At 66.8% G+C, this 22,636-nt stretch carries 8 protein-coding genes; 2 read left to right on the top strand and 6 right to left on the bottom strand.

Translation table 11 applies throughout. From position 1 onward, the window contains the following. The first annotated feature begins 37 nt into the window (after positions 1-37). Positions 38-337 carry a hypothetical protein gene (locus AC07TU_RS09285; RefSeq protein WP_495187616.1) on the top strand — a complete coding sequence of 100 codons (300 nt, stop codon included), beginning with the start codon at positions 38-40 and terminating at the stop codon, positions 335-337. A 365-nt stretch (positions 338-702) separates the two neighbouring features. Then, positions 703-12,702 (top strand): autotransporter outer membrane beta-barrel domain-containing protein, encoded by a 12,000-nt coding sequence (locus tag AC07TU_RS09280; RefSeq protein WP_495187615.1) that lies wholly within the window; start codon positions 703-705, stop codon positions 12,700-12,702. A gap of 43 nt (positions 12,703-12,745) precedes the next feature. On the opposite strand, the gene AC07TU_RS09275 is transcribed toward AC07TU_RS09280, so the two are convergent. Genes AC07TU_RS09275 through AC07TU_RS09250 form a run of 6 tightly spaced genes read right to left on the bottom strand, consistent with a single transcriptional unit; the run spans position 12,746 to position 22,577 of the window. After that, entirely contained in the window at positions 12,746-13,912 is a 1,167-nt protein-coding gene (locus AC07TU_RS09275; RefSeq protein ID WP_495187614.1) for a CaiB/BaiF CoA transferase family protein, read from the bottom strand. A 4-nt stretch (positions 13,913-13,916) separates the two neighbouring features. Continuing rightward, positions 13,917-15,452: a carboxylesterase/lipase family protein gene (locus tag AC07TU_RS09270; RefSeq protein WP_495187613.1), complete on the bottom strand. Its 1,536-nt coding sequence runs from the start codon at positions 15,450-15,452 to the stop codon at positions 13,917-13,919. Then, positions 15,452-17,290 (bottom strand): glycoside hydrolase family 127 protein, encoded by a 1,839-nt coding sequence (locus AC07TU_RS09265; protein WP_495187612.1) that lies wholly within the window; start codon positions 17,288-17,290, stop codon positions 15,452-15,454. The genes AC07TU_RS09270 and AC07TU_RS09265 overlap by 1 nt, the downstream gene beginning before the upstream one ends. Then, positions 17,274-19,415, bottom strand: a complete 2,142-nt coding sequence (locus AC07TU_RS09260; RefSeq protein WP_495187611.1) for a formylglycine-generating enzyme family protein — start codon at positions 19,413-19,415, stop codon at positions 17,274-17,276. The genes AC07TU_RS09265 and AC07TU_RS09260 overlap by 17 nt, the downstream gene beginning before the upstream one ends. Positions 19,416-19,427: 12 nt before the next feature. Next, positions 19,428-20,375 carry a ribokinase gene (locus AC07TU_RS09255; protein ID WP_495187610.1) on the bottom strand — a complete coding sequence of 316 codons (948 nt, stop codon included), beginning with the start codon at positions 20,373-20,375 and terminating at the stop codon, positions 19,428-19,430. A 30-nt stretch (positions 20,376-20,405) separates the two neighbouring features. Then, the gene (locus AC07TU_RS09250; RefSeq protein ID WP_495187609.1) at positions 20,406-22,577 is read right to left on the bottom strand and encodes a TonB-dependent receptor; all 2,172 of its coding nucleotides are present in this window, start codon (positions 22,575-22,577) and stop codon (positions 20,406-20,408) included. Positions 22,578-22,636 lie beyond the last annotated feature (59 nt).

Below are 22,636 nucleotides of genomic sequence, written 5' to 3'. Positions count from 1 at the left end.
CCGCCGGCGCGTACGCGCGCTCGACAAGGAATCTATCATGGAAGAACAGACTGGCGCCGATCTCGCGCGCCGCACCCGCATCGCAGGCCTCCTCGATCACCACCCCAACCTCGCCCCTGAGGAGACCGCGGAAATCCTCGATTTCCTCAAGAACGGATCGATGATCGACATCGGCATGCTGCGCGGCGACCCCGCCTATCGCGCGAAGATCGAGACGGTGAAGGCGGCCAACCACCAGTCGTTCCGGCTCGGGATCGGCCGATCGGTGCTGATCGGGCTGGCGATCACCCTGCCCTTTCTCGCGCTCTGCTGGATGATCGCCGACTGGGGCGCCTGAAGGCACGGAACCCCGCCGCATGCGGCGGGGTTCCGATCCGTCACCGCATAACCCGCCACCAAAGAATCATGAGGAACGTAGCGTAAACCATTGTAAAAAGTATGCTGAATTACCCTCTGTTAACGATTTTCCCGCATTTCGGCTCCGCAACGTCCGGACCAAAGACGAGCGGGAGATCAGGTGATGCGTCGTAGCGTTCAGTATCCTGCCGTGCCGAGTGGTCCCGCCATTCCCGATTTCCCGACAGTTCGCGGCAACCATCCGTCGCCGCGCGCTCTCCCCCTTATCTCCGCATAACCCATTCCCGGCGGCGAACGGCCCTGCGGGCCGCGCGGCCGTACCGTACATCATCCAGGAGTATCAGCATGAACGCGTCGTCGGACAGCAAGAGCAACATCTCGCATTCCTCCGACGGCAAGCGCCGGCTGCTCGCAGGCGCAGGCGGCACCGCGCTGGCGCTGGCGCTGTTCCTGCCCTCAGCGGCCTCAGCCGCGGACTATACGGCGGCCACCGAAGCCGAGCTGCGTCAGGCGATCCTCGACGCCAACGCGGACGGCGATGCCAGCTCGACGATCACGCTGACCGGCAACATCGCGATTGCCGCGTCGCTGCCGAACAGCACCAAGCCGCTGGTGATCAACACGGGCGCCTTTTCGACCAACGGCATTGCCCTGACCGGCATCGTGACCGTGATCGGCGCAGTCAACGGCAATGACGATATGCTGACCGGCAACGGTCAGGCCGGCCTGCGCCTGATTACCTTTGGTGGTCTTCCGACCACTGTCACGAACAACGCGACCGTCACGGGGGGCGATGGTACCAACAACAGCACCGATGGGCTCGGCGCCGAGATCCAGCACAACGGAAGCCTGATCAACAACGGATCGATCACCGGCGGAAGCTCGGGCGGGCCGGGCTCCCTGAACGGCGGCTTCGGCCTCCAGATGACCGGCACCGCGTCGGTGGTCAACAATGGCCTGATCCAGGGCGGCACCGGCATCGGCGTGACGGGCGGCCGCGGCGCCTTTATCGGCGTCAACCCCAGCGCCGCGCAGACCTTTACCAACAATGCGACGGGTGTGGTTCGGGGTGGCGAAGGCACCGGCGGCGCGCTGGGCGGCGTGGGCATCTTCGTCAATTTGATCCGCACCCCGATCATCAATCTTGGCGTGATCGAGGGCGGCAACGGCGCGGCGGCGATCGTGAGCCGCCCGGAAACCAATATCATCAACAGCGGTATCATCCGGGCCGGCGCCGGCGGTACGGTGGCGATCGACGCGACGCAGTCCCCGCTCACGCTCATCGAGCTTCGGGCGGGGTCGAGCATCACCGGCCTCGTGCTTGCCAATGCGGGCGGCGCCTTCGCCCAGACGCTTCAGCTTGGCGGGACCGTCAATGCCGCCTTCGACATGTCGAGCGTCGGCGCGACCGCGCAATACCGGGATTTCAATCGCTTCGTGAAGACCGGCACGAGCAGCTGGACGTTGACGGGCAATGCTAGCACGATGCCGGGAAGCGTCTGGGAGCTTCAACAGGGCACGCTCGTGTTCGACGGTAGCGCAACCGGTCAGACCGGAAGCATGCTCGGCAACGGCGCGCTGATCTTCCAGCAGGACGGTGCCCTGTCCGTCGGCAACCTCAACGGCGCCATCTCGGTCCTTCAGAGCGGACCGGGCACGACGGCGCTGGTCGGAAACAATCATAGCCTCGGCACGACGATCACCGGCGGCACGCTCTCTATAAGCGCGGAAAACGCGCTCGGGTCCGGAGCCTTCACGATCAACGGCGGCACGCTCCAGTGGACCGGCGGAACCGCCTTCATTTCGCGGACGATCAATTGGGGAGCGAGCGGCGGCAGGTTCGAAGTCGCCACCGCCGGACCGAACTTGTCGATAGGACTGCCGTTGCTGGGCGGCGGCGCGTTGACCAAGTCGGGTCCAGGCCAGCTCACCCTGGTGGGCGACAACAGCTATACAGGCGGCACGACGATCGCTTCCGGCACGCTGAACATCGGCAATGGCGGCACCACGGGTTCGGTGCTGGGCGACATCGTCAACAATGGCACATTGGCCTTCAACCGTTCGGATGCCTTTACCTATGCCGGTGCGATCACCGGCATCGGCGGCCTGGCCAAGCCGAACGTCGGAACACTGACGCTCACCGGCCAGAACAATTATGGCGCCGGGACGAGCCTTTCCGGCGGACAGCTTCTCATCGCGGGGGGTGGGACGACCACATCCGGTGGCGCGTTGTCGATCAACACCATCAGCGGTACCGCGGTTACGCTCGGTGTCGACGGGGCGGGTTCCGCCTTCAGCGCCGCCTCGATCTCCGGAGCGGCGACCCTCAACCGGAACATCACCGTCAGCGTCACCAATGGCGGCCATCTCACCGCCACGTCCGGCGACATCTCGTTACGCGCTTTGACCCTCACGGCCAGTTCGACCAACACGGGCCAGCTCATCGTCGACGGCGCAGGTTCGCGCGCCGATGTGGCGGGCGGGCTGGTGCTCGCCAATTCAAGCACTACCAACGGCAAGCTCACGATCAGCGCGGGCGGCGCACTGAACACCGCGGGCGCGAGCGTCATCGGCTTCACGACGGGCAACACCCGCGGGACGCCGACGGCCACGATCACGGGCGCCGGATCGACCTGGACGAGCACCGGCATGCTGGTGATGAGCAATGGCGACTTCACCCTGGACCAGGGCGGCACGGCGAGCTTCACCAGCGCAACGTTCGGAACGGCCTCGGCGGTGCTGCAGGCAAAGCTGACCGTCTCGGGCGCCAACTCGCGCTTCTCCACCACCGGCGGCGATCTGACCATCGGCTTCGGCAGCGGCATGGGCGAACTCGTTCTCAGCGACGGCGGTGCGGTGGACCTGGCGGGGCTGCTGGTCCTGGCCAATTCCGGCACTGCGAGTGGTATCCTCAGCATCGGCGGTGCCGAGGGGCAAGCCGCCGCCGCCATGGGCAGCTTCACCGCGCCAAGCGTCATGTTGGGCAGCACGTCCTCGCGCATCAACTTCAATCACACCGGCACCGGTAATCTCTTCGGCGCGGCGATCTTCGGCGCGGGTGCGATCAACCATGTCGCGGGCGATACCAACCTCACCGGAAACAGCGCAGGCTTCACCGGCACCACCACCGTGTCGGGCGGCACGCTGCGCGTGAACGGCACGCTCGGCAACGCGGCGAGCATCGTCACCGTGCAGAGCGGCGGCAGGCTGGGTGGCAGCGGCACGATCGGCGGCAACGTGACCGTCACGAACGGCGTGCTCGCGCCGGGCAACAGCCCCGGCACGCTCACCATCGCCGGCAACCTCAACCTCAGCGCCGCATCACTGCTCGATCTCGAATTCGGCCAGTCCAATGTGGTCGGCGGGCCGCTCAACGACCTGATCGAGGTCGGCGGCAATTTGACGCTCGACGGCACGGTCGACGTGACGGTGACGCCCGGCGGCAGCTTCGACGTCGGCGTGTATCGCGTGATCAGCTATGCCGGCTCGCTTACCGACAATGGCCTTGCGGTCGGCACCACGCCGTCGGGCGGTATCGTCTCGGTCCAGACCTCGGTCGCCAATCAGGTCAATCTGGTGAATTTCGCCGGGGCCGACGTCAATTTCTGGGACGGCACCGGCCCGCGCGGCGACGGTATCGTCGCCGGTGGCAGCGGCGTGTGGCAGGCCAACAGCGGCAACGACAACTGGACTGTTGCCGACGGCAGCGTGAACAGCCCCTACCCCAGCGATGCCTTCGCGGTCTTCATGGCCGCGCCGGGCACGGTGACGGTCGATACCAGCCTGGGCGCGGTCAACGCGTCGGGCATGCAGTTCGCCAGCAATGGCTACACCCTCACCGGCGGTACGATCGGGCTGAACGGGGCGCAGTCGGTGATCCGGGTCGGCGACGGCACCGCGCTGGGCGCAGGTTTCACCGCAACGATCGCGTCGAACCTGACCGGCGCGGGCGATCTGATCAAGACCGACCTCGGCACCTTGGTGCTGAACGGGGCGAGCAGCTTTGCCGGCGAGGCCATCGTGAAGGTCGGCGGGTTACGCCTCACCGATGGCGGCACCCTCACCAGCCTGAACACCTTCATCGGCGGCGATACCGGCGAGCAGGCCGTCCTTACCGTCACGGGCAGCAATGGCGGTGGCAATGCATCGACCTGGACCACCGGCGGCCTGACGGTCGGCAACAGTGGAAACGGCACGCTGAATGTCACCCAAGGCGGCCATGTCGTGAGTACGAACGGTGCGATCGGGTACGACACCGGCGGCATTGGCGCGGCGCTGATCAGCGGCACGGGCTCCGCTTGGCAGAATAGCGGGCGGATCACTGTCGGCCTGTTCGGCACCGGAACCTTGCGCATCGAGAATGGCGCCCAGGTTTCGAGCAACGACGGGATCATCGGCGGCGCCGCTCAGGGCGATGCCGTCATCACCGGTCCGGGCAGTTCATGGACCAACACGACGCAGTTCACCGTCGGCAGCTTCGGCGCGGGCACGCTGCGCATCGAGAACGGAGCGAGCGTCACCAGCAACCAGGGCTATATCGGCGCCAACGCCGATGGCGCCGTCACCGTGACCGGCGCCGGCTCAAACTGGCTGATAAGCGATTTCAACCTCACCGTCGGCAATCAGGGGAATGGTGCGCTCACGATCGAGAATGGCGGGCGCGTCCAGGCATTGGGCGACGTGGTGCTCGGCCAAGCGGCAGGCACCAATGGAACGCTGACCCTGCAGGGCACCGCGGCCAATCGCGGGGTTCTGGAAACCGGCCGGATTTCGGCCGGTCTCGGGACCGTGAACGTCACCCTCGACGGTGGTCTGCTGCGCGCCACATGGAGTCAGAGCGATTTCTTCAGCGACTTCGGCACGCGTGACCTGACCCTCGCCGCAAACGGCGGTTTCATCGACACGAACGGCCACGATATCGGCATCGCGCCGCGCTTCGTTGGTACGGGCGGGTTGACCAAAGACGGCGCGGGCACGCTGACCCTGACCGGCACCAACAGCTATGCCGGCGCGACCGACGTTCTCGCCGGGACGCTGCTGATCAACGGCAACCAGTCGGCGGCGACCGGCCTCACCAGCGTCGCCGCGGCGGCAACGCTGGGCGGCTTCGGCACGATCGGCGGCAGCGTCGACATGAGCGCGGGCGGCACGCTGACGCCGGGCAGCGGCGGCGCGGGCACGCTGACGATCAACGGCAATCTCGTGCTCGGCGGCGGGTCGCAGCTCGCCTTCGAGTTCGGCCAGGCCAACACCGCAGGCGGCGCACTCAACGATCTCGTCAATGTCGGCGGCAATCTGACGCTGGACGGCACGCTGAACGTCACGGTCCCGGCGGGCGGGAGCTTCGGCATCGGCCTCTATCGTGTGTTCACCTATGGCGGCTCGCTGATCAATAACGGCCTGGCGCTCGGTTCGATGCCGGCGGGCGGGAACGTCTTTGTTCAGACCGGGATCGCCGGGCAGGTCAACCTCGTCAACACCGGCGGTGCGACGCTCAACTATTGGGACGGTGCGGCCGGACCCAAGTTCGACAATGTCATCAACGGCGGCAGCGGCATCTGGCAGAACAGCACCGGCAACAACAACTGGACCGACGCGAGCGGCGCAGTCAACGCGGCCTTCACCGACGACGCGGTCGCGATCTTCTCGGCCGCGGCGGGTACGGTGACGGTGGACAACAGCCTCGGCGCAGTTCGCGCCGGCGGCATGCAATTCGCCAGCAACGGCTATGTGGTCATGGGTGACTCGATAACCCTGGCTGGTGCGGAGGCAGCGATCCGCGTCGGCGACGGCACTGCAGCGGGCGCGGGTTACACCGCGACGATCGCGAGCGCGCTTATCGGCGCGAGCCAGCTGATCAAGATGGACAATGGCACGCTCGTCCTGACCGGCGCCAATAGCTATGCGGGCGGTACGCGGATCGACGGTGGCACGTTGCGGATCGGCAATGGCGGCGCGACCGGGAGCATCACCGGCGACATCGTCAACAATGCGGCGCTGGTCGTGAACCGCACAGGCACGCTCACCCTCGACGGTGCGATCTCGGGCAGCGGCGCGCTCACCCAGCTCGGCGGGGGCACGCTGATCCTGACCGGCATCAACAGCTATTCCGGCGGCACCACGATCGGCGGCAGCACGGTGCAGGTGTCGAGCGACGCCAATCTCGGCGACGTCGCAGGCACGCTCTCGCTGCAGGGCGGCACGCTGCGGGCAACCGCCTCCTTCACCTCGGGTCGAGCGATCCTGCTCGGCAGCGCAAGCTCGAACCGCATCGATACCCAGGGCTTCGACATCACCCTGAACGGTACGATCGGCAACGGGCCCGGAAACCAGTCGGGCAACTTCCTCGACAAGCTCGGCTCGGGCACGCTCACGCTGACCGGCGCCAACAACTACGCCAACCGCACCTTAATCGCCGGCGGCACGCTAGCTCTGGCGGGCGCGGGCACGCTCGGCGCCGGCAACCTCATCGTCGCACCGGGAACCGTCTTCGATATCTCGCAGACCAATAGCGGCGCGCGAATTGTCCAGCTCAACAGCGGCCCTGCGGGCACCATCGCGCTGGGTTCGAAGGTGCTGACGCTCGGCCTCACCGCCTCGTTCAGCGACTGGTCGGGCACGATCACCGATGGCGGCATCGGTGGCGGCATCGGCGGCCGGGTGGTGATCACGGCTCCCGGTGGAGCCGTGCGCTTCTTCCAGGCCAACAGCTATACCGGCGGCACCACCATCGCGTCCGGAACCCTTGAGCTCAACGGCAACGGTTCGCTCTATGCCGGCGGTGCGCTGACCATCAATGCTGGCCTCTTCAATATCGCGGGCCTCGCTGGAACCGGCACGACGATCGGCGACCTGTCGGGCGCGGGCAGTATCTGGCTCGGCGCCAAGTCGCTGACCCTCGGCACCAGCAGCGATTCGACCTCCTTCGCTGCAATCTCCGGCACCGGCGGCTCGCTGGTGAAAGCGGGCACCGGCACGTTCGTCTTCGCCGGAGGTGCCACGCATACGGGCGGCACGACCATCGCCGCCGGCACATTGCAGCTGGGTGATGGCAGCCTGTTCGGCAGCATCGCTGGAGACATCCTCAACAACGGCACGCTGGCGTTCAACCGCGCAGGCGAGCAGGCCTTCAACGGCCTGATCTCCGGCACCGGTACAGTCAATCAGATCGGAGGCGGCACCACGATCCTGACCGGCGCCAACAGCTATGCCGGGGCGACCACCGTTTCGAACGGCACGCTGCGCATCAATGGCGACCAGTCGGCGGCGACCGGCCTGACCAGCGTACTGAACGGCGCCACGCTCGGCGGCAGCGGAACGATCGGCGGTAGCGTGACGGTGGCCGATGGCGGGACACTTGCGCCGGGCAACAGCCCCGGAACGCTGACCATCGCCGGCAATCTCGCGCTATCGGCCGGCTCGCGCCTCGCCTTCGAATTCGGCCAGGCCAATCTGCCCGGCGGTGCGCTCAACGACCTGATCAATGTCGGCGGCAACCTGACCCTCGACGGCACGATCGACGTGACCGAGAGCGCGGGTGGCAGCTTCGGACCGGGCGTCTTCCGGATCATCAACTATGCGGGGATGCTGACCGACAACGGCCTGACCGTCGGCACGATGCCTGCGGGCAGTCAGGCCTTCGTCCAGACCGTGGTTCCGGGTCAGGTCAATCTGGTCAACACCGCGGGCCTGACGCTGGGCTTCTGGGACGGTGCACCCGGTCCCAAGAATGACGGCGCAATCCAGGGCGGAGCCGGCATCTGGCGCGTGAGCGGTGGGGAGAATAACTGGACCACTCCGACCGGCGCGATCAACGCCGACTATGCGCAGGACAGTTTCGCCATCTTCACCGGCAGCGGGGCCGCCGTCACCATAGACAATGGCAACGGCAATGTCCGCGCGGCGGGCATGCAGTTCGTTGTCAACGGCTACACGCTGACCGGCGGGTCGCTCGAGCTGACCGGCACGGGCGCCCGCGTACGGGTCGGTGACGGCAGCGCGAGCGAAGCGGCGATCAGCGCCACGATCGCCTCGGCGCTCACCGGCTCGGCGCGGCTGGTCAAGGATATGGGCGGCACGCTCGTCCTCACCGGCACCAACAGCTACACCGGCGGCACCGCGATCAATGGCGGCACCATCCGCGTCTCGAGCGACGCCAATCTCGGCGACGCGGCCGGCGGGCTCAGCTTCAACGGCGGCACGCTCCACACCACCGCCAGCTTCGTCTCGAACCGTGCGATCGACCTGACCGGCAACGGTACCTTCAATACCGATGCGGGTACCGTGGTCACGACAAGCGGGCCGGTCTCCGGCGCGGGCATGCTGATCAAGGACGGCGCAGGCAGGCTTCTGCTCACCGCCGCCAGCGCTCATACCGGCGGCACGACGATCGCAGCGGGCTCGCTCGAGCTTGGCGCAGGCGGCAGCCTCATCGGCAACGTGGCAAACAACGGCCTGCTCCTCGTCTCGCACATGGATGCGCTAACGCTGGCGGGGATGATCTCCGGGAGCGGCGCGTTCCGGCAGACGGGTTCGGGCATCACGACGCTTTCCGGAGCCAATGCCTATACCGGGGCGACCGACGTTCTCGCGGGAACGCTGCTGATCAACGGCAATCAGTCGGCAGCGACCGGTCTCGTCACCGTAGCCACGGGCGCGACGCTGGGCGGCGCAGGTACGATCGGAGGCAGCGTAACCGTCGCCGATGGCGGTACGCTTGCGCCGGGCAACAGCCCGGGGACGCTGACGATCAACGGTAACCTCGCGCTGTCGGGCGACTCTCAGCTCGCTTTCGAGCTCGGCGCGGCCAATGCCGTGGGCAGCCCGCTCAACGATCTCGTCAACGTCGGCGGCAATCTGACGCTCGACGGTACGTTGAACGTCGCGGTGCCGGCGGGAGGCAGCTTCGGCATCGGCCTCTACCGGATTCTGAGCTATGGCGGGACCCTCACCGATAACGGGCTCGCGATCGGCACGATGCCCGCGGGCGCCGAGGTGCTCGTGCAGACTTCGGTCGCGGGTCAGGTCAACCTCATCAACACCGGGTCGGCCGTGCTCAACTTCTGGGACGGCGCTGCCGGTCCCAAGTTCAACAATGCGGTCGACGGCGGCAGCGGCACTTGGCTGGCCGCGACGGGCGACAATTGGGCCGATATCACCGGTGCGGTAAACGCACCCTATGATAATGGCGCCTTCGCGATCTTCGCGGGTACCGCAGGGACGGTAACGATTGACGACGCGCAGGGCGCGGTCACCGCATCGGGGCTTCAGTTCGCCACCAGCGGCTACACGATCACCGGCGACGCTCTGACGCTGACCGGGCCGCAATCGGTGATCCGTGTCGGCGACGGCAGCGCCGCGAGCGCAGGCTATACCGCCACGATCGCCGCTGCGCTCACCGGCAGCACCCAACTGGTCAAGACCGACCTCGGCACGCTCATCCTCACCGGCGCCAACGGCTATTCCGGCGGCACCGCGATCAACGGCGGCACGATCCAGATTGCGAACGACGGCAACCTGGGCGCGGTCGCGGGGGGAATACGCTTCGACGGCGGCACGCTGCGTACCACCGCCGATATGAGCTCAGCCCGTACGGCCGATCTCGCCGGACAAGGGGCTTTCTCCACCGATAGCGGCACCACGCTTACGCTCACAGGCAGCGTCGGCGGTGCGGGATTGCTGACCAAGACCGGCGGCGGCACGCTCGTCCTCGCCGGAGTCGGCACCTACACCGGCGGCACCGACATCAACCAGGGCACGCTGCTGGTGAACGGCAACCATACCGCGGCAACCGGGCGCGTGAATGTGGCGGCGACCGCAGCGCTTGGCGGAACCGGCACGATTGGCGGCAACGTCAACCTCGCCGGCACACTCACGCCGGGCGCGAGCGGCACGGGCACACTGACGATCAATGGCAACCTGACGATCGCAGCGAGCGCCACGCTCGCCTATGAATTCGGCCAGGCCAATGTCGCCGGCGGCGGGCTCAACGATCTGGTCAATATCGGTGGAAATCTGACGCTCGACGGCACGATCAACGTCACGGTTCCAGCGGGCGGCGCCTTCAGCGCCGGCATCTACCGCGTGTTCAACTATGGCGGCACGCTCACCAACAACGGGCTGACGCTCGGCGCGCTGCCGGCGGGCAGCAACGTCGGCGTCCAGACCTCGATCGCCGGCCAGGTCAACCTGATCAACTTCGCGGGCCTCGCACTGAACTTCTGGGACGGCGCGGCCGGCCCCAAGAACAACGGCGTGGTTAACGGCGGCAACGGCATCTGGCAGCACAGCAGCGGCAACGACAACTGGACCGAAACAGCAGGCCTGGTGAATGCGGGCTATTCCGACGGCGCCTTCGCGGTGTTCGCCGGAACGGCAGGGACGGTCACCGTCGACAACAGCCTCGGCCAGGTCACCGCGGGCGGCATGCAGTTCGCCACCGGCGGCTATACGGTCACCGGCGGCGGTATCGCGCTGACCGGCGGTCAGGCGACGATCCGCGTGGGTGATGGCAGCACCGCCGGCGCGGGCTACACCGCCACGATCAACGCCGCGCTGTCGGGCGCGAGCGAGCTGGTCAAGACCGACGCCGGAACGCTCCTGCTCACCGGCGCCAACAGCTATACCGGCGGCACGCGGATCACCGGCGGCACGATACAGATCGCCAGCGACGCCAATCTCGGCGCAGCGGCGGGCGGCGTGGCCTTCGACGGCGGAACGCTCGCGACCAGCGCAACGCTGAGCAGCGCACGGAATGTCAACCTTCTGGGCACGGGCACCCTCTCGACCGCGAACGGCACCGTCTTCACGCTGAGCGGCACGCTCGCCGGCTCGGGCGCGCTCGACAAGGCGGGCGGCGGCACGCTGCTGCTGACCGGCAACAATGGCGGTTATACCGGCGCCACGCGGATCAGCGCAGGCACGCTGGCGGTGACGGGCGCGTTCGGCGGCGCGGTCGATGTCCGAACCGGTGCCCGGCTCGAAGGCACCGGCTCCGTCGGCGCGGTGACGAATGCCGGCACCGTGGCGCCGGGCCGCGACGGCTTCGGCACGCTGACCGTCAATGGCAGCTATACCGGCGCGAACGGCGTTCTCGCGATCGATGCCGAACTCGGCGGCGACGGCTCACGCGCCGATCGGCTGGTGGTCAATGGCGCCACGGCCGGCAACACGGTGATCAACGTGACCAACCAGGGTGGCCTCGGCGCGGCGACGGTCGACGGCATCAAGATCATCGACGTGACCGGCGCGTCGAACGGCGCGTTCACGCTTGGCAACAGCGACTATCTGTTCGAGGGCGCACCCGCACTGATCGCGGGCGCCTATGGCTATCGCCTATACAAGAACGGTGTCACGACGCCGGCGGATGGCGACTGGTACCTCCGCTCCAGCCTGTTGCAGGCGCCGGAGATCCCGCTCTACCAGCCCGGCGTGCCGGTCTATGAGACCTATGGTCAGACGCTGGCCGCGCTCAACCAGCTCGGCACGATGCAGGAGCGTACCGGCAACCGCCAATGGGCGGCGGGCAACGCCGGGTCGTTCGGGATCTGGGGCCGTTCGGAAAGCGTGCGCTCGCGGCCGCAGGCAGTGCGCTCGACCAGCCTCACCGATGCGAATGTCGACAGCTGGAAGATCGAGCTCGGCGCCGACAAGATCTTGAGCGAACGTAGCGACGGATCGTCGCTCGTTCTCGGCGTTCTGGGCAGCTATGGCGAAGCCAGCGCCAGCATCGCCTCTCCCTTCAGCAATGGCAGCATCAAGACCCGCGGCTACAGCGCCGGCGCAACGCTCAGCTGGTACGGGCCGCAGGGCTTCTATGTCGACGGCCGTGCGCAAGTGACCTGGTTCGACAGCAAGCTCAACTCCGCGGTGCTCGGCAAGCTCGCGGACAGCAACAAGGGCACAGGTCAGGCCTACAGCCTCGAAGTCGGCAAACGCGCGCCGATCGGCGGCAACCTCTCGATCACCCCGCAGATCCAGACGATCTACGCGACCGTCGGGTTCGACCGGTTCACCGATCCGAACGGCGCTGCAGTCTCTTCCAGGCTGGGCGACAGCCTCAAGACGCGTTGGGGCGTCTCGCTCGACCGGCAGGATAACCGCAGCCATATCTACGGTGTGGTGAACCTGAGCTACGAATGGCTCGACGGCACCGTTGCCGACGTGTCCGGCACGCCGATCGCCCGCGAGAATCACCGGTTGTGGGGCGAGCTGGGCCTAGGCGGCAGCCTGAAGCTCGGCAGCCGGCTCACGCTGTACAGCGAAGTGTCGGCCGACACCGCGATCAACGACTTCGGCAAGAGCTACACGCTGAAGGGCGTCGCAGGTCTGCGCATGGCATTCTGACCGTCGAGAGGCCGCTGGCAAGCACCGGCGGCCTCTCTCGACCTCAGCCCTTGCTGCGCTCGCGCAGCCGGGCGCTGTCCTCGTCCAGCAGAGGCGCGCTGAACGGATCAGGCCCTGGCGTACGGCTGAACTTGATCGCGCGCGCGACGCCGCGATAGCTGCCCAGCACAGGATGCGGGATGTCGCTCAACATCGCCTCGGCGGTGACCTGCGGGTCGTCGAACATGTCGTCGATCGACCGCGCCACTGAACAAGGGACGGCGTCCCCCAACAGCGCTTCCCATTCAGCCGCGGTCTTCTCCATCAGCGCCGCGCGCAGACGCGGGATGATCTCATCGGCATGTGCGGCTCGCCCCTTGACCGTATCGAGGCGCGCATCGTCGAGCAGGTCGGCGAGGCCGGTGCGTTCGCACAATGCGCGCCAGAAGCGCGGCGTATTGGCCGACAGGTAGAGATACCCGGCGGCGGTCGGGTGCAGGCCGGTGATCCCGCCCGAGCGCATGTCGCGCGAGATGCCGGGATCCTCGCCCTCTGCGCGGATCAACCGCGCCGATTGCATTGTCAGCGCGCTGCGCAGCAGCGACACGCCGACATACTGGCCAGAACCGCTGCGCTCGCGCTCATAGAGCGCGGAGGCGACTCCCGCCGCGACCAAAGCCGCCGCATAATAGTCGACCGGGGAGCCATAGGTGATCTCCGGCGTTCCCGGCGGCCCCTGCAGCACGCACATGCCGGTCATCGCCTGCAACACCTGATCATAGCCGGCCCTGGCACTCAGCGGCCCCTCCTCCCCATAGCCGGTCACCGCGCAATAGATCAGCCTGGGGTTACGCGCGGAAAGCGCCGCATGATCGATCCCGAGCCGCTCGGGCACGCCCGGCCGGAAATTGTGGACCAGCACATCGGCCTGATCGGCCAACTCGAGCAGCACCGCGCGGTCGCCGTCCTGCTTGAGATCGAGGACCACGCCCAGCTTGCTGCGGTTGACGCCCAGAAAGGCGCGGTTCTCCCCCAGCAGTGTCGATGGATACTGACGCAGATTGTCGCCGCCGGGGGGCTCGACCTTGATGATGTCCGCGCCCTGATCGGCGAGCAGGCTGCAGCCATAGGGCCCGGCGATATAGGCGCTCAGATCAAGCACTTTGATGCCGCTGAGCGGTCCGGCGGGACCGGTGCGTCGAGGGCTGGCGAAAGGAGAAGGGCCACGCATCAAGTCAGGTTCCGGGCTGGGTATAGGGATAGGGCGCGAACAGTCGCCGCTGCCATCCGCGCGGATCGCGGACCACACGCGAGTGGCGGTCGAAGATCATCGTCGCCCGGTCACGCGGGCGATAGACGGGCCATGACGGCAGGCCCGGAGCGTTGGGAGTGCCGGAGCGCGCAAAGGCGACGAACCGTTCCTGCATCGCAGCGCTGACCGCGCGCGCATCCGTACCGGTTCCGGCGGGCGAGTCCGCCAGCGTCCCGAACACGAACGGGATGTCGAGTGCGTGGAACGCGCCGCGCGCCGGCTCCACCGGCGAAGCGAAGTCGAATTGATAGACGAAGGCCGGCCGACCAGCGCGGACAAGTGCCTCGGCCTCCTCGAGCATCGGCCGCCAGCTGCGCCCGTCGCTGGTCGCGGCGAAGAAGACATCGGCCGGGGTATATGCCGGAAAGCCGCGGCGATATTCGGCGACGATGGTCTCAACCGGTGCCTTCACAGGAAGCTCGGCGGCGATCTTCGCGCCGACGGAGTCCCAGCCGAGCGTGCGCATCTCAGCGCTATCCGGGTCGAAATAGGCGCGGGTCTCGTCGCGGGTTCCGCCCAGCATCCATGCGAGCTCGCGTGCAGCGGGAGCCGCATCGGGAGTGAACGGGTGCCGCACCACATTCCGGCGATCGAGGACCGGGCCCATATAGACAGGGGAATCCTCGAAGGGATCACGGGTCGCGAGCCCCTCCAGCAGCCGTTCGACCGGGAGGGTCAGCAGCGGCGACAAGTCATGCGGCGATATCTTCAGCACGGAGAGGTATGCCCTTGTCCGTGCCGCCGAGCGCTCGACACCTGTCACCGACACCTGCTGCCCGCTCATCGTCGCAGCGCGATGAAACAGTCCGCGAGCTTCCGGCATTGCCGTGAGTGTCGCGATCTTGGCGCCGCCGCCCGACTGACCAAACATCGTCACACGCGAGGGATCACCGCCGAATGCCGCGATGTTCGCGCGCACCCATTGCAAGGCGAGAATGAGGTCAAGTTGGCCGTTATTGCCGCTGTCTGCGAAACGCTGGTCAAAGGGGGCGAGATAGAGATAACCGAGCGCGTTGAGCCGGTGATTGACCGTCACCAGTACCACGCCCTTCCCCGCCAGCGACGCGCCGTCATTCTCGGGATCGGTGACACTACCGTTCGCATAGGCACCGCCATGGACATAGACCATCACCGGCAACTTCGCGCGGGCGTCGGTCTGCGGAGTCCAGATGTTGAGGAACAGGCAATCCTCGGACTGCGGCCGGTACTTGCCGCGCTGCGGGCAGGCTGGACCGAAGGCGGTGGCGCGGACCGGGTCGCGCGACGGCGGGGCCGCGACGGCTCGGCGGAAGCGCCCGGCGCGGCCGTAGCCGATGCCGCGAAACCGCGAGATGCCGCCGATACGTTCGCCGACGAAGCGGCCGGCTGGACAGGTCACGGCCTCGCCCATTGCCCGGGCATAGGCCCGGCCGGAAAGCAGCATTGCCGGTCCGGCCAGGAAGGTACGGCGGGCGAACATCAGCCGATGTCCTCCGGCGTAAGCGGCATCCAGGTCAGCCGCCAGGCCCCGTCGCGTCGCCCGCCAGCGCTGAACCAAGGTTCGAACGGGATTGGTGCACGGCCAAGCGGCTTGAGGAACAGGATGCCGTCCACTTCCTCGATCTCCGGCTCGCTATCAAAGCGGAGCGTCTCGCTGAGCTTGTAGCCGTCGATCAGGCCTGTCGCCTGCACCAATGGCCCGCGCGTGATCGCGAGATAGTCGTAGCGCATCACTTGCTGCGCCACCGGCGATCCGTCGGGAGCGAGGGATTCCTGCACGTTGCGCTGTACGGCACGATGCACTGTCGGACGCATCGGCAGCGTCAGGGCTATGCGGTCGCCGGACTGCCAGCGTCGCATAAGGCGCACATAGTCCCCCGCCGGAGCCGGGACCGCTTTCCCGGCAACCGTCACGTGTGCACCATCGGCCCAATCGGGAATGCGGACGCGCAGCGGAAATTCCGTGGGACCGTCCGTTTCGACAATGATCTCGATCTTGCCGTCGAACGGGTAGCCGGTCTCCTGCCGCACCCGAACCGTGCCGCCCTCGGGCAGCGTCAGTCGTGTCTCCCCCGGCCCGAGCAGATTGACTGCGATGCCGCCGTCGCGCGTTGTCGCATAGGCGATACCAGGCAATTCCTCGATCGCCATCGCTCCGCTCGACTTGCAGCAGCGCCAATAGGTGGTGTGGACACGGCGGCCGTTGGGGAAGCAGTAATAGCACCAGTCCTCGCCGTCCGGTGCCTGCGCGCCGATCAGGTCGTTATAGGCGCTGCGCTCGATCTCCTGCGCGAACCGCGCTTCGCCGAGGATCGCGAGCAGCTCGCGGTTGAGCTGGATCCATGCCATCGTCGAACAGGTTTCAACATAGCCGTCGGGGTCGAACACCGCGGCCGGATTGAACACTTCACGCGATCGATGCGCGACGCCGCCCCACGGTCCGCCACCTAGGGTCAGATGATGATCGCGCACCGCTGTCCACAGGTTGCAGACGGCGGTGAGATACTTCTCCTCCCCGGTGGCACGATGGAGCTTGGCGAGGCCGACGAGGTTCCAGAGCAGCTGATAGGCCTTGCCGGTCGCGATCTCCGAAGGGTCGGCGCCAGCCAGCGCCTGGCTCAGCAACCGGTTGTGCGGCTCGCCCTCGGCCTGCTCGACAATCCTGAGCGCGAGATCGAGATAGCGCTGCTCACCGCTCGCGAAATACAGCTCCAGCGCCGGATCGAGCATCACCGTTGCCGACAGGCCGAAATGGTTGCCCATATCGGTGATGTTCAACCCGCCCTCGCTCAGCGTCCGCCACACGAGGTCGCCAATCTTCCGCGCGGCAGAGAGGTAGCCGCCCTCTCCCGTCACCCGCCACAGTTCGACGAGGCCCAGCGTCAGATAGGCATGGGTCCAGATATCCCAGGTGCGCAGGCTCGGCTCGCCGTTCCAGCTGACCGGCTTCTCCGGATGCTTCGTCGTGAAGCGGCGCGGCGGCGGGTAGTTGCCCAGATAGCCGTCCGCCGATTGATGTTCGATCAGCCAGTCGGCAACCCGGCGGACGCGTCCAAGCAAGGTCTTGTCACCGCTGCGTGCCGCCGCACGCGCCGCCGCCGCCAGCCACTTGCCGGCATGTTCGCCATACCAGTCGCCACCCTCGTTCGCCGCGACGGCTTCGGGCGCGAAGATCGCAATGGCGGGGCTGGTCTCGTCGGTGATGAAGTGGCTCAGCCGGCCATGATGATTGGCGGCCAGCGCCTCGCCCAGCGCCCCGTCCAGCGCCACCGCGCCGGGCGGCGCCAGGGTCTGGGCGAGTTCAGAGATCAACGGCACAACGGAACCCGATTCCGGCCGAACGATCCTTGGCCGGCGCCATCAGCAGATATTTGCCATGCTCGTCGAGGCGATAGGCCTGCGGGAAGTACCAGTGGCTGGTCTGCGGCTGATAGGCGCTGCCGCCCCGCAGCACCGCGCCACGGACATGGCGGTCGCGATACTCGTCGGTCCATTCCCAGACATTGCCGACCAGATCCATCACCCCGAACGGGCTGGCTCCCTCAGGATGCGCATCCACATCGGCGGGATCGGACATCGTCCGGTCGAGGCACGGTTCCGGCACCGCAGCCGGATTCCAGTCATTGCCCCAGGGGTAGAGGCGGCCGTCGTCTCCCTGCGCAGCATATTGCCACTCCCATTCGCGACACAGGCGCTTGCCCGCCCAGGCGGCATAGGCACGCGCATCCTCGATCCCGACCCAGGTGACGGGCTTGTTCTCCCACCCGGCCGGCGGCGCACCATCGACCCAATGAGCGAGGAAATTCTGCGCGTCCTTCGGGGCATAGCCGCTCGCGTCGAGAAAGCGTTTGAACATGATGTTGGTGACGGGGAACTTGTCGATCGCGAACGCCGGGATGCTCACCCGGTGGCGATGGGTACGGCGCGGATCGGGCTCCCACGGATACTGGATATCCACACCCGCGGTGGCGTACCCCTCGATCACCACGCCGCGCACCTTGAAGTCGAAATCGGCGGCGGGGATTGCGACCATCCCGGCCGGCGCAACGCCATAGGGCGCGGTCGCATCGATCTCGACCAGTTCCTGCGGGGCCGCATGCCAGGCGGACGAGAAGGACGACAGCGGCGTCGCCGCCCGATCGGCCATCGCCTTCAGGAAATCGGCAAGGCCGGGCTCGTCACCGACCGTCGCCAGCACTGCGCCAAAGCCGCGTCCGTCGATCGCCAGTTCGATGATCGCGCGGTCACCCTCTATCCGCGGCGACAGCTCGGTTCCGTTCCACACGTCGTAATAGCGCGTCCCCGCCACATGCGGGACGCTGAGCTGCTCGCCCGTCACCGCAAATTCGCTGCGGTTGATCAGCGTCCACAGCGTTCGCCCCTCACCGGGGAAGCGGCTGGCGAAGATCCCGAACTGCTGCGTCCGCTCGTACGGCCGCCAGTCCTGACTCACGAACAAGGGAGCGAACCGCCGCTGGACCATCGCCACCCGGCGCAACGTCTCGGCGTCGCGATCGGTGATCAGGTTGACGAAGCCGAAGACATTCTCCCACGCGACATAGCCGATGCCGTTGAAGAAGGCGTGCTGCAGGTCGTTGGTCCGGTTCCGGCTCCAGCGATTCTCGATGTTGATGATGTGGCGCGGCTCGAGCCATTTGAGCTTGATGACCGTCGGGATGCTCTCGTCCGGCACCCGCTTGGTCCAGCTCTGCAGGTTCCACGAGAGATGATGATCACCCGCCTGCGCGGTGGACTCGGGCTGGAGGATCACCGGCCGCCCGCGTGCCTCGCATGCGACGTGGAAGGCGCGCGGCACGCCCGAATAGGTGTCGCCGTTGATCCCGTCCGCGCCGGTCGCCGCGACCAAGTCCGCCATCCGCTCCCAGTCGGGCCGGTCGCCCTCGCGCGTGCCATTGTCCCACGGCATGGTCGGCAGGAACACCTTGACCCCGCGGCGGTGGAAATCGGCGACCACTTGTTTGAGCGCCTCGACCCCGCCGGGCAGCGCATCGGCCAGGTCGAACTGGCTGCGGTCGTCGATCCCGATATTGGGATAGATGTACCAGGGCAGCACGCTGTCGATCCCGCCGAACCGCGCCTCAAGATCATCGAGATAGCGGTCGACCGTGTAGCGGCCGGTGTCGGGATCGTAGAAGTACCGGTCCTCGACCATCAGCAGCGCATGGACGAAATTGCCCTGCGCCCAGACCAGATCGGGGTGGCGGTAGAGGGTGTCGTCGAAGCCGATGCGAATCAGATGCTCGCGCCGCCACTCGATCAGGCCCCGCACCCATTCCTCCGCCTCGCCGTCGGCATCCATCCGCCAGCGGCCCATTTCTTGAAACGGCCAGCCCAGCGCCTTGCCCGGAGTGGGCAGATAGGGGCCGGTCAGCGCGTGGCTGAACTTGTAGTCGCTGGTGGTGCGGATCGGGTGGTCGGTCATCGTGATTCTGATCTACTCGCTAATGCCGCAATAGGCGGCCAGTGTACGCGCATCGGCTTCGGCTGCATCGGCCAGGAAAGCGGCAACCTCCGCCGCCGTCGGAATGCTGGTCTGCGCGCCACTGCGGGTGGCCGACAGCGCCGCGGCGGCCGCTGCGCGACGCAACGCACCGAGCAGATCGGTACCGCCCGCCAGCGCGGCACCCAGCACGCCGCAGAAGGTATCGCCGGCCGCCGTCGTGTCGGTCGCCGTGACGGAGAAGGCGGCCTGCGAGATCAGGGTGCCATGATCGGCCGCGCAGCAGCCGCGCTCGCCCAAGGTCACGACGGTGGTGGCGACGCCGGTCCGCGCAACCCGCTCGGCAATACTTCCCTGCCTGCCGACGATCGCGGCCAGCTCTTCCTCATTCACCACCAGCACATCGATCAGCGCCAGCAGTTCGGCGGGTAGCGGCTGCGCCGGCGCTGCGTTCAGCATCACCCCGACACCCGCGACCCGCGCCGCCCGCGCATAGGCGATGACGGTCGCGAGCGGGGTTTCGAGCTGGAGCAACAGCCACGACACGCCGTCGAGCGACGGCAGATGCTCCGGCGCCAATTCGCCATTCGCGCCCTGGGCGACGGTGATCGCATTCTCCGCCCCGTCCGACACGGTGATCAGCGCGGCGCCGGTCGGGCGGGTGGCACGAATCAGATGGAGGCCGACACCGGCTGCCCGCAGCGAGTCCTCCAGCACGCCCGCGGAAGGATCGCTGCCGAGCGCGAGCAGCATCGCCGTGTCCGCGCCGCCGGCGCGGGCGGCGGCGACGGCCTGATTGGCGCCCTTGCCGCCCGGCACAACGGACAGGTCGCCGCCCAGCACCGTCTCTCCGGGCGCCGGGATGTGCGGCGCGCGGACGACGAAGTCGACATTGGCGGATCCGGCGACCAGCACCCGGCCGCCGGGTGTGGTCCCGGTCATAACGGTCCTCTTATCAAACGTGGCGCGCGCTCAGAAATCGCTCCTGAGCGTAAGCGACACCGTCCGCCCGCGACCTGCGAAATAATTCTGGAAGAAGTCGATCTGCGAGAAGGCGAGGAAGTAATATTTGTTGAACAGGTTCTCGACGCCAAGCGAGACCGTTCCGACGTCCTTCATCTTGTACTTGGCCGTCAGGTCGAACAGCGTCCGCCCCGTGGTCCGCTCGGTGACGGTCTGGCCCGTCCGCACGGTCCGGTCGAACGTCTTGTCCATCCCGAACGACAGCGAGATCGCATCGGTCGGCGTCCAGGTCGCACTGAGGTTCAGCTTGTCCGGCGCGATGTTGACGATGCCGAGCTGAACATTGAGCGGGCGCTCCTGGAAGTTGGCCGGCGTCGTATAGCCCTCCAGCGTGCTGTACACCGCATTGAAGCGCAGCTGCGAGATCGGCCGGATCTCGGCGGTCATGTCCCAGCCCTTGATCCGGATCGGACGGCGGTTGAGCACGAAATCGAGCGTCACCGGGTCGACGCCGTAGGTCGAACCCAGCTTCGAGAAGGAATTGTAGCGCGAGATGCCGAAGCTGCCCCAGCTGCCGCGCCAGTTCACGCCGACCTCCTTGTTCTCGAACACCACCGCCTGAAGCTCGGCAAAAGTGCTCGCGACCGACTGGTTCGGGATACTGATGTTGCGCAGCGGGATGCCGACGTTCGGCAGCGTGAAGCCTTCGCTGTACGAGCCGAATGCCGAGAAACCATGCCCCAGCCGGACGATGATGCCGCCGTTGATCAGGTTGTTCTCGTATTTGAGCTCGCCGCCCTTCACGGCCTGACGGCCGCGGAAGAAGGTGGTGGTATAGTCGTCGACCTTGATCGTACCATTCTCGTGCCTCAGGCCGCCCGAGAGCGTAACCGGGCCGATATCCCAGGAAAGCTGAACATACGGGCCGAAGCTCGTATAATCCATCGGAGGCACCCAGACGCGGTTGGTGAGCGCCAGCCGCTGTTCGGTAGTGTCGTGCACCGCGTCGATGCCGATGCGGACTTCGAGGCCGTCGATCAGGAAATTGGGGCGCGAGTATGAGGTGCGCAGGCCGTACTTCTCGGAGCGGATCTCCGATTGGTCGACCAGTGTGCCGATCGGCGCGATCAGCGGATCCTGCCGATCGGTGCTGTTCTCCCCGCCGAAGCGCATCGCCTGCTTCGCATAGTAGGCGGTCATGACGAGATTGCCGCCGAACAGGTTGGTATGATTGTAGTTCAGCGCGCCCTGAATGAACTCGTTGAACTCTTCGCGCAGCACGTCGCGGCCATTGACCAGCAGCGGGCCGGGCTCGGCGGTATCCGGAAGGCCAAGCGCGCGATTGCCGGCGACATAGTGATAGCCGCCCTTGCTCGCGAGCTTGAAATAGCTGCCCGTCGCTTCCAGCCGCTGCTCGCCGGCGGAGCCGAAATCGGTACCGACCTTGAGGAAGAAGTTGCGCTGCGTCGAATCGGCGAGCGAGCTCGATGCGGACAGGCCGATCCGGCGGCCTTTCGCGTCATAGGTCATGCCGCGATCGACATAGGCGGCGGCAGCGAACACGTCGAACGCGCCCGACTTGTAGGCGATGTCGCCCTTGATGCCCCACACTTCGCTATCATCGCGGAACTGGCTGCCCAGTCGTCCGCCGATATTGGCATGGAAGCCATCCTGCCTCGCGCGCCGCGAGATATAATTGATGACGCCGCCGGCCGCGCCGATGCCCTCGGCCGCGGAAGCACCGCCAATCACCTCGATCTTCTCGACCGTCGACATGTCGGTGAAGGTCGCGTTGCGGCTGCCGTCGCGCAGCGGGGTCGACTGGGGAACGCCGTCGAACAGATAGAGCGCGGTACGCCCGCGCATCGTCTCGCCCAGCGTGTTCAGCGTCTGGTTCGATTCCGAATAGCCGGGAACGATCTTGGCCAGCACCGCGGTATTGTCCTCGGTGAGCGCGAGCGATCGCTGGAGCTCGGCGGGCGAGATGACCGTGATCGCACCGGCGATCTTGTCGACTGCCTTGGGTGCGCGATTGCCCGTGACAATCACGTCCTTGGCATTTTCGTCGGTCTCTTCGGCAGCGGCCCCGCTATCCGGGGCATCGGCCTGCTGCGCCCAGGCCGGCATTGCGACCCCACCCAGCATCAACGCTGCAACCGTGGCGCGTGCGAAACTCCTCATCGTCCCCTCCCAATTCTTATGGTTCGTTATCTGCGCGCTATCCTATGCTGTGTGCAGGA

This window comes from Sphingomonas sp. GW821-FHT03E12, assembly GCF_059420685.1.
This window is presented reverse-complemented; position numbering and strand designations above follow the sequence as displayed.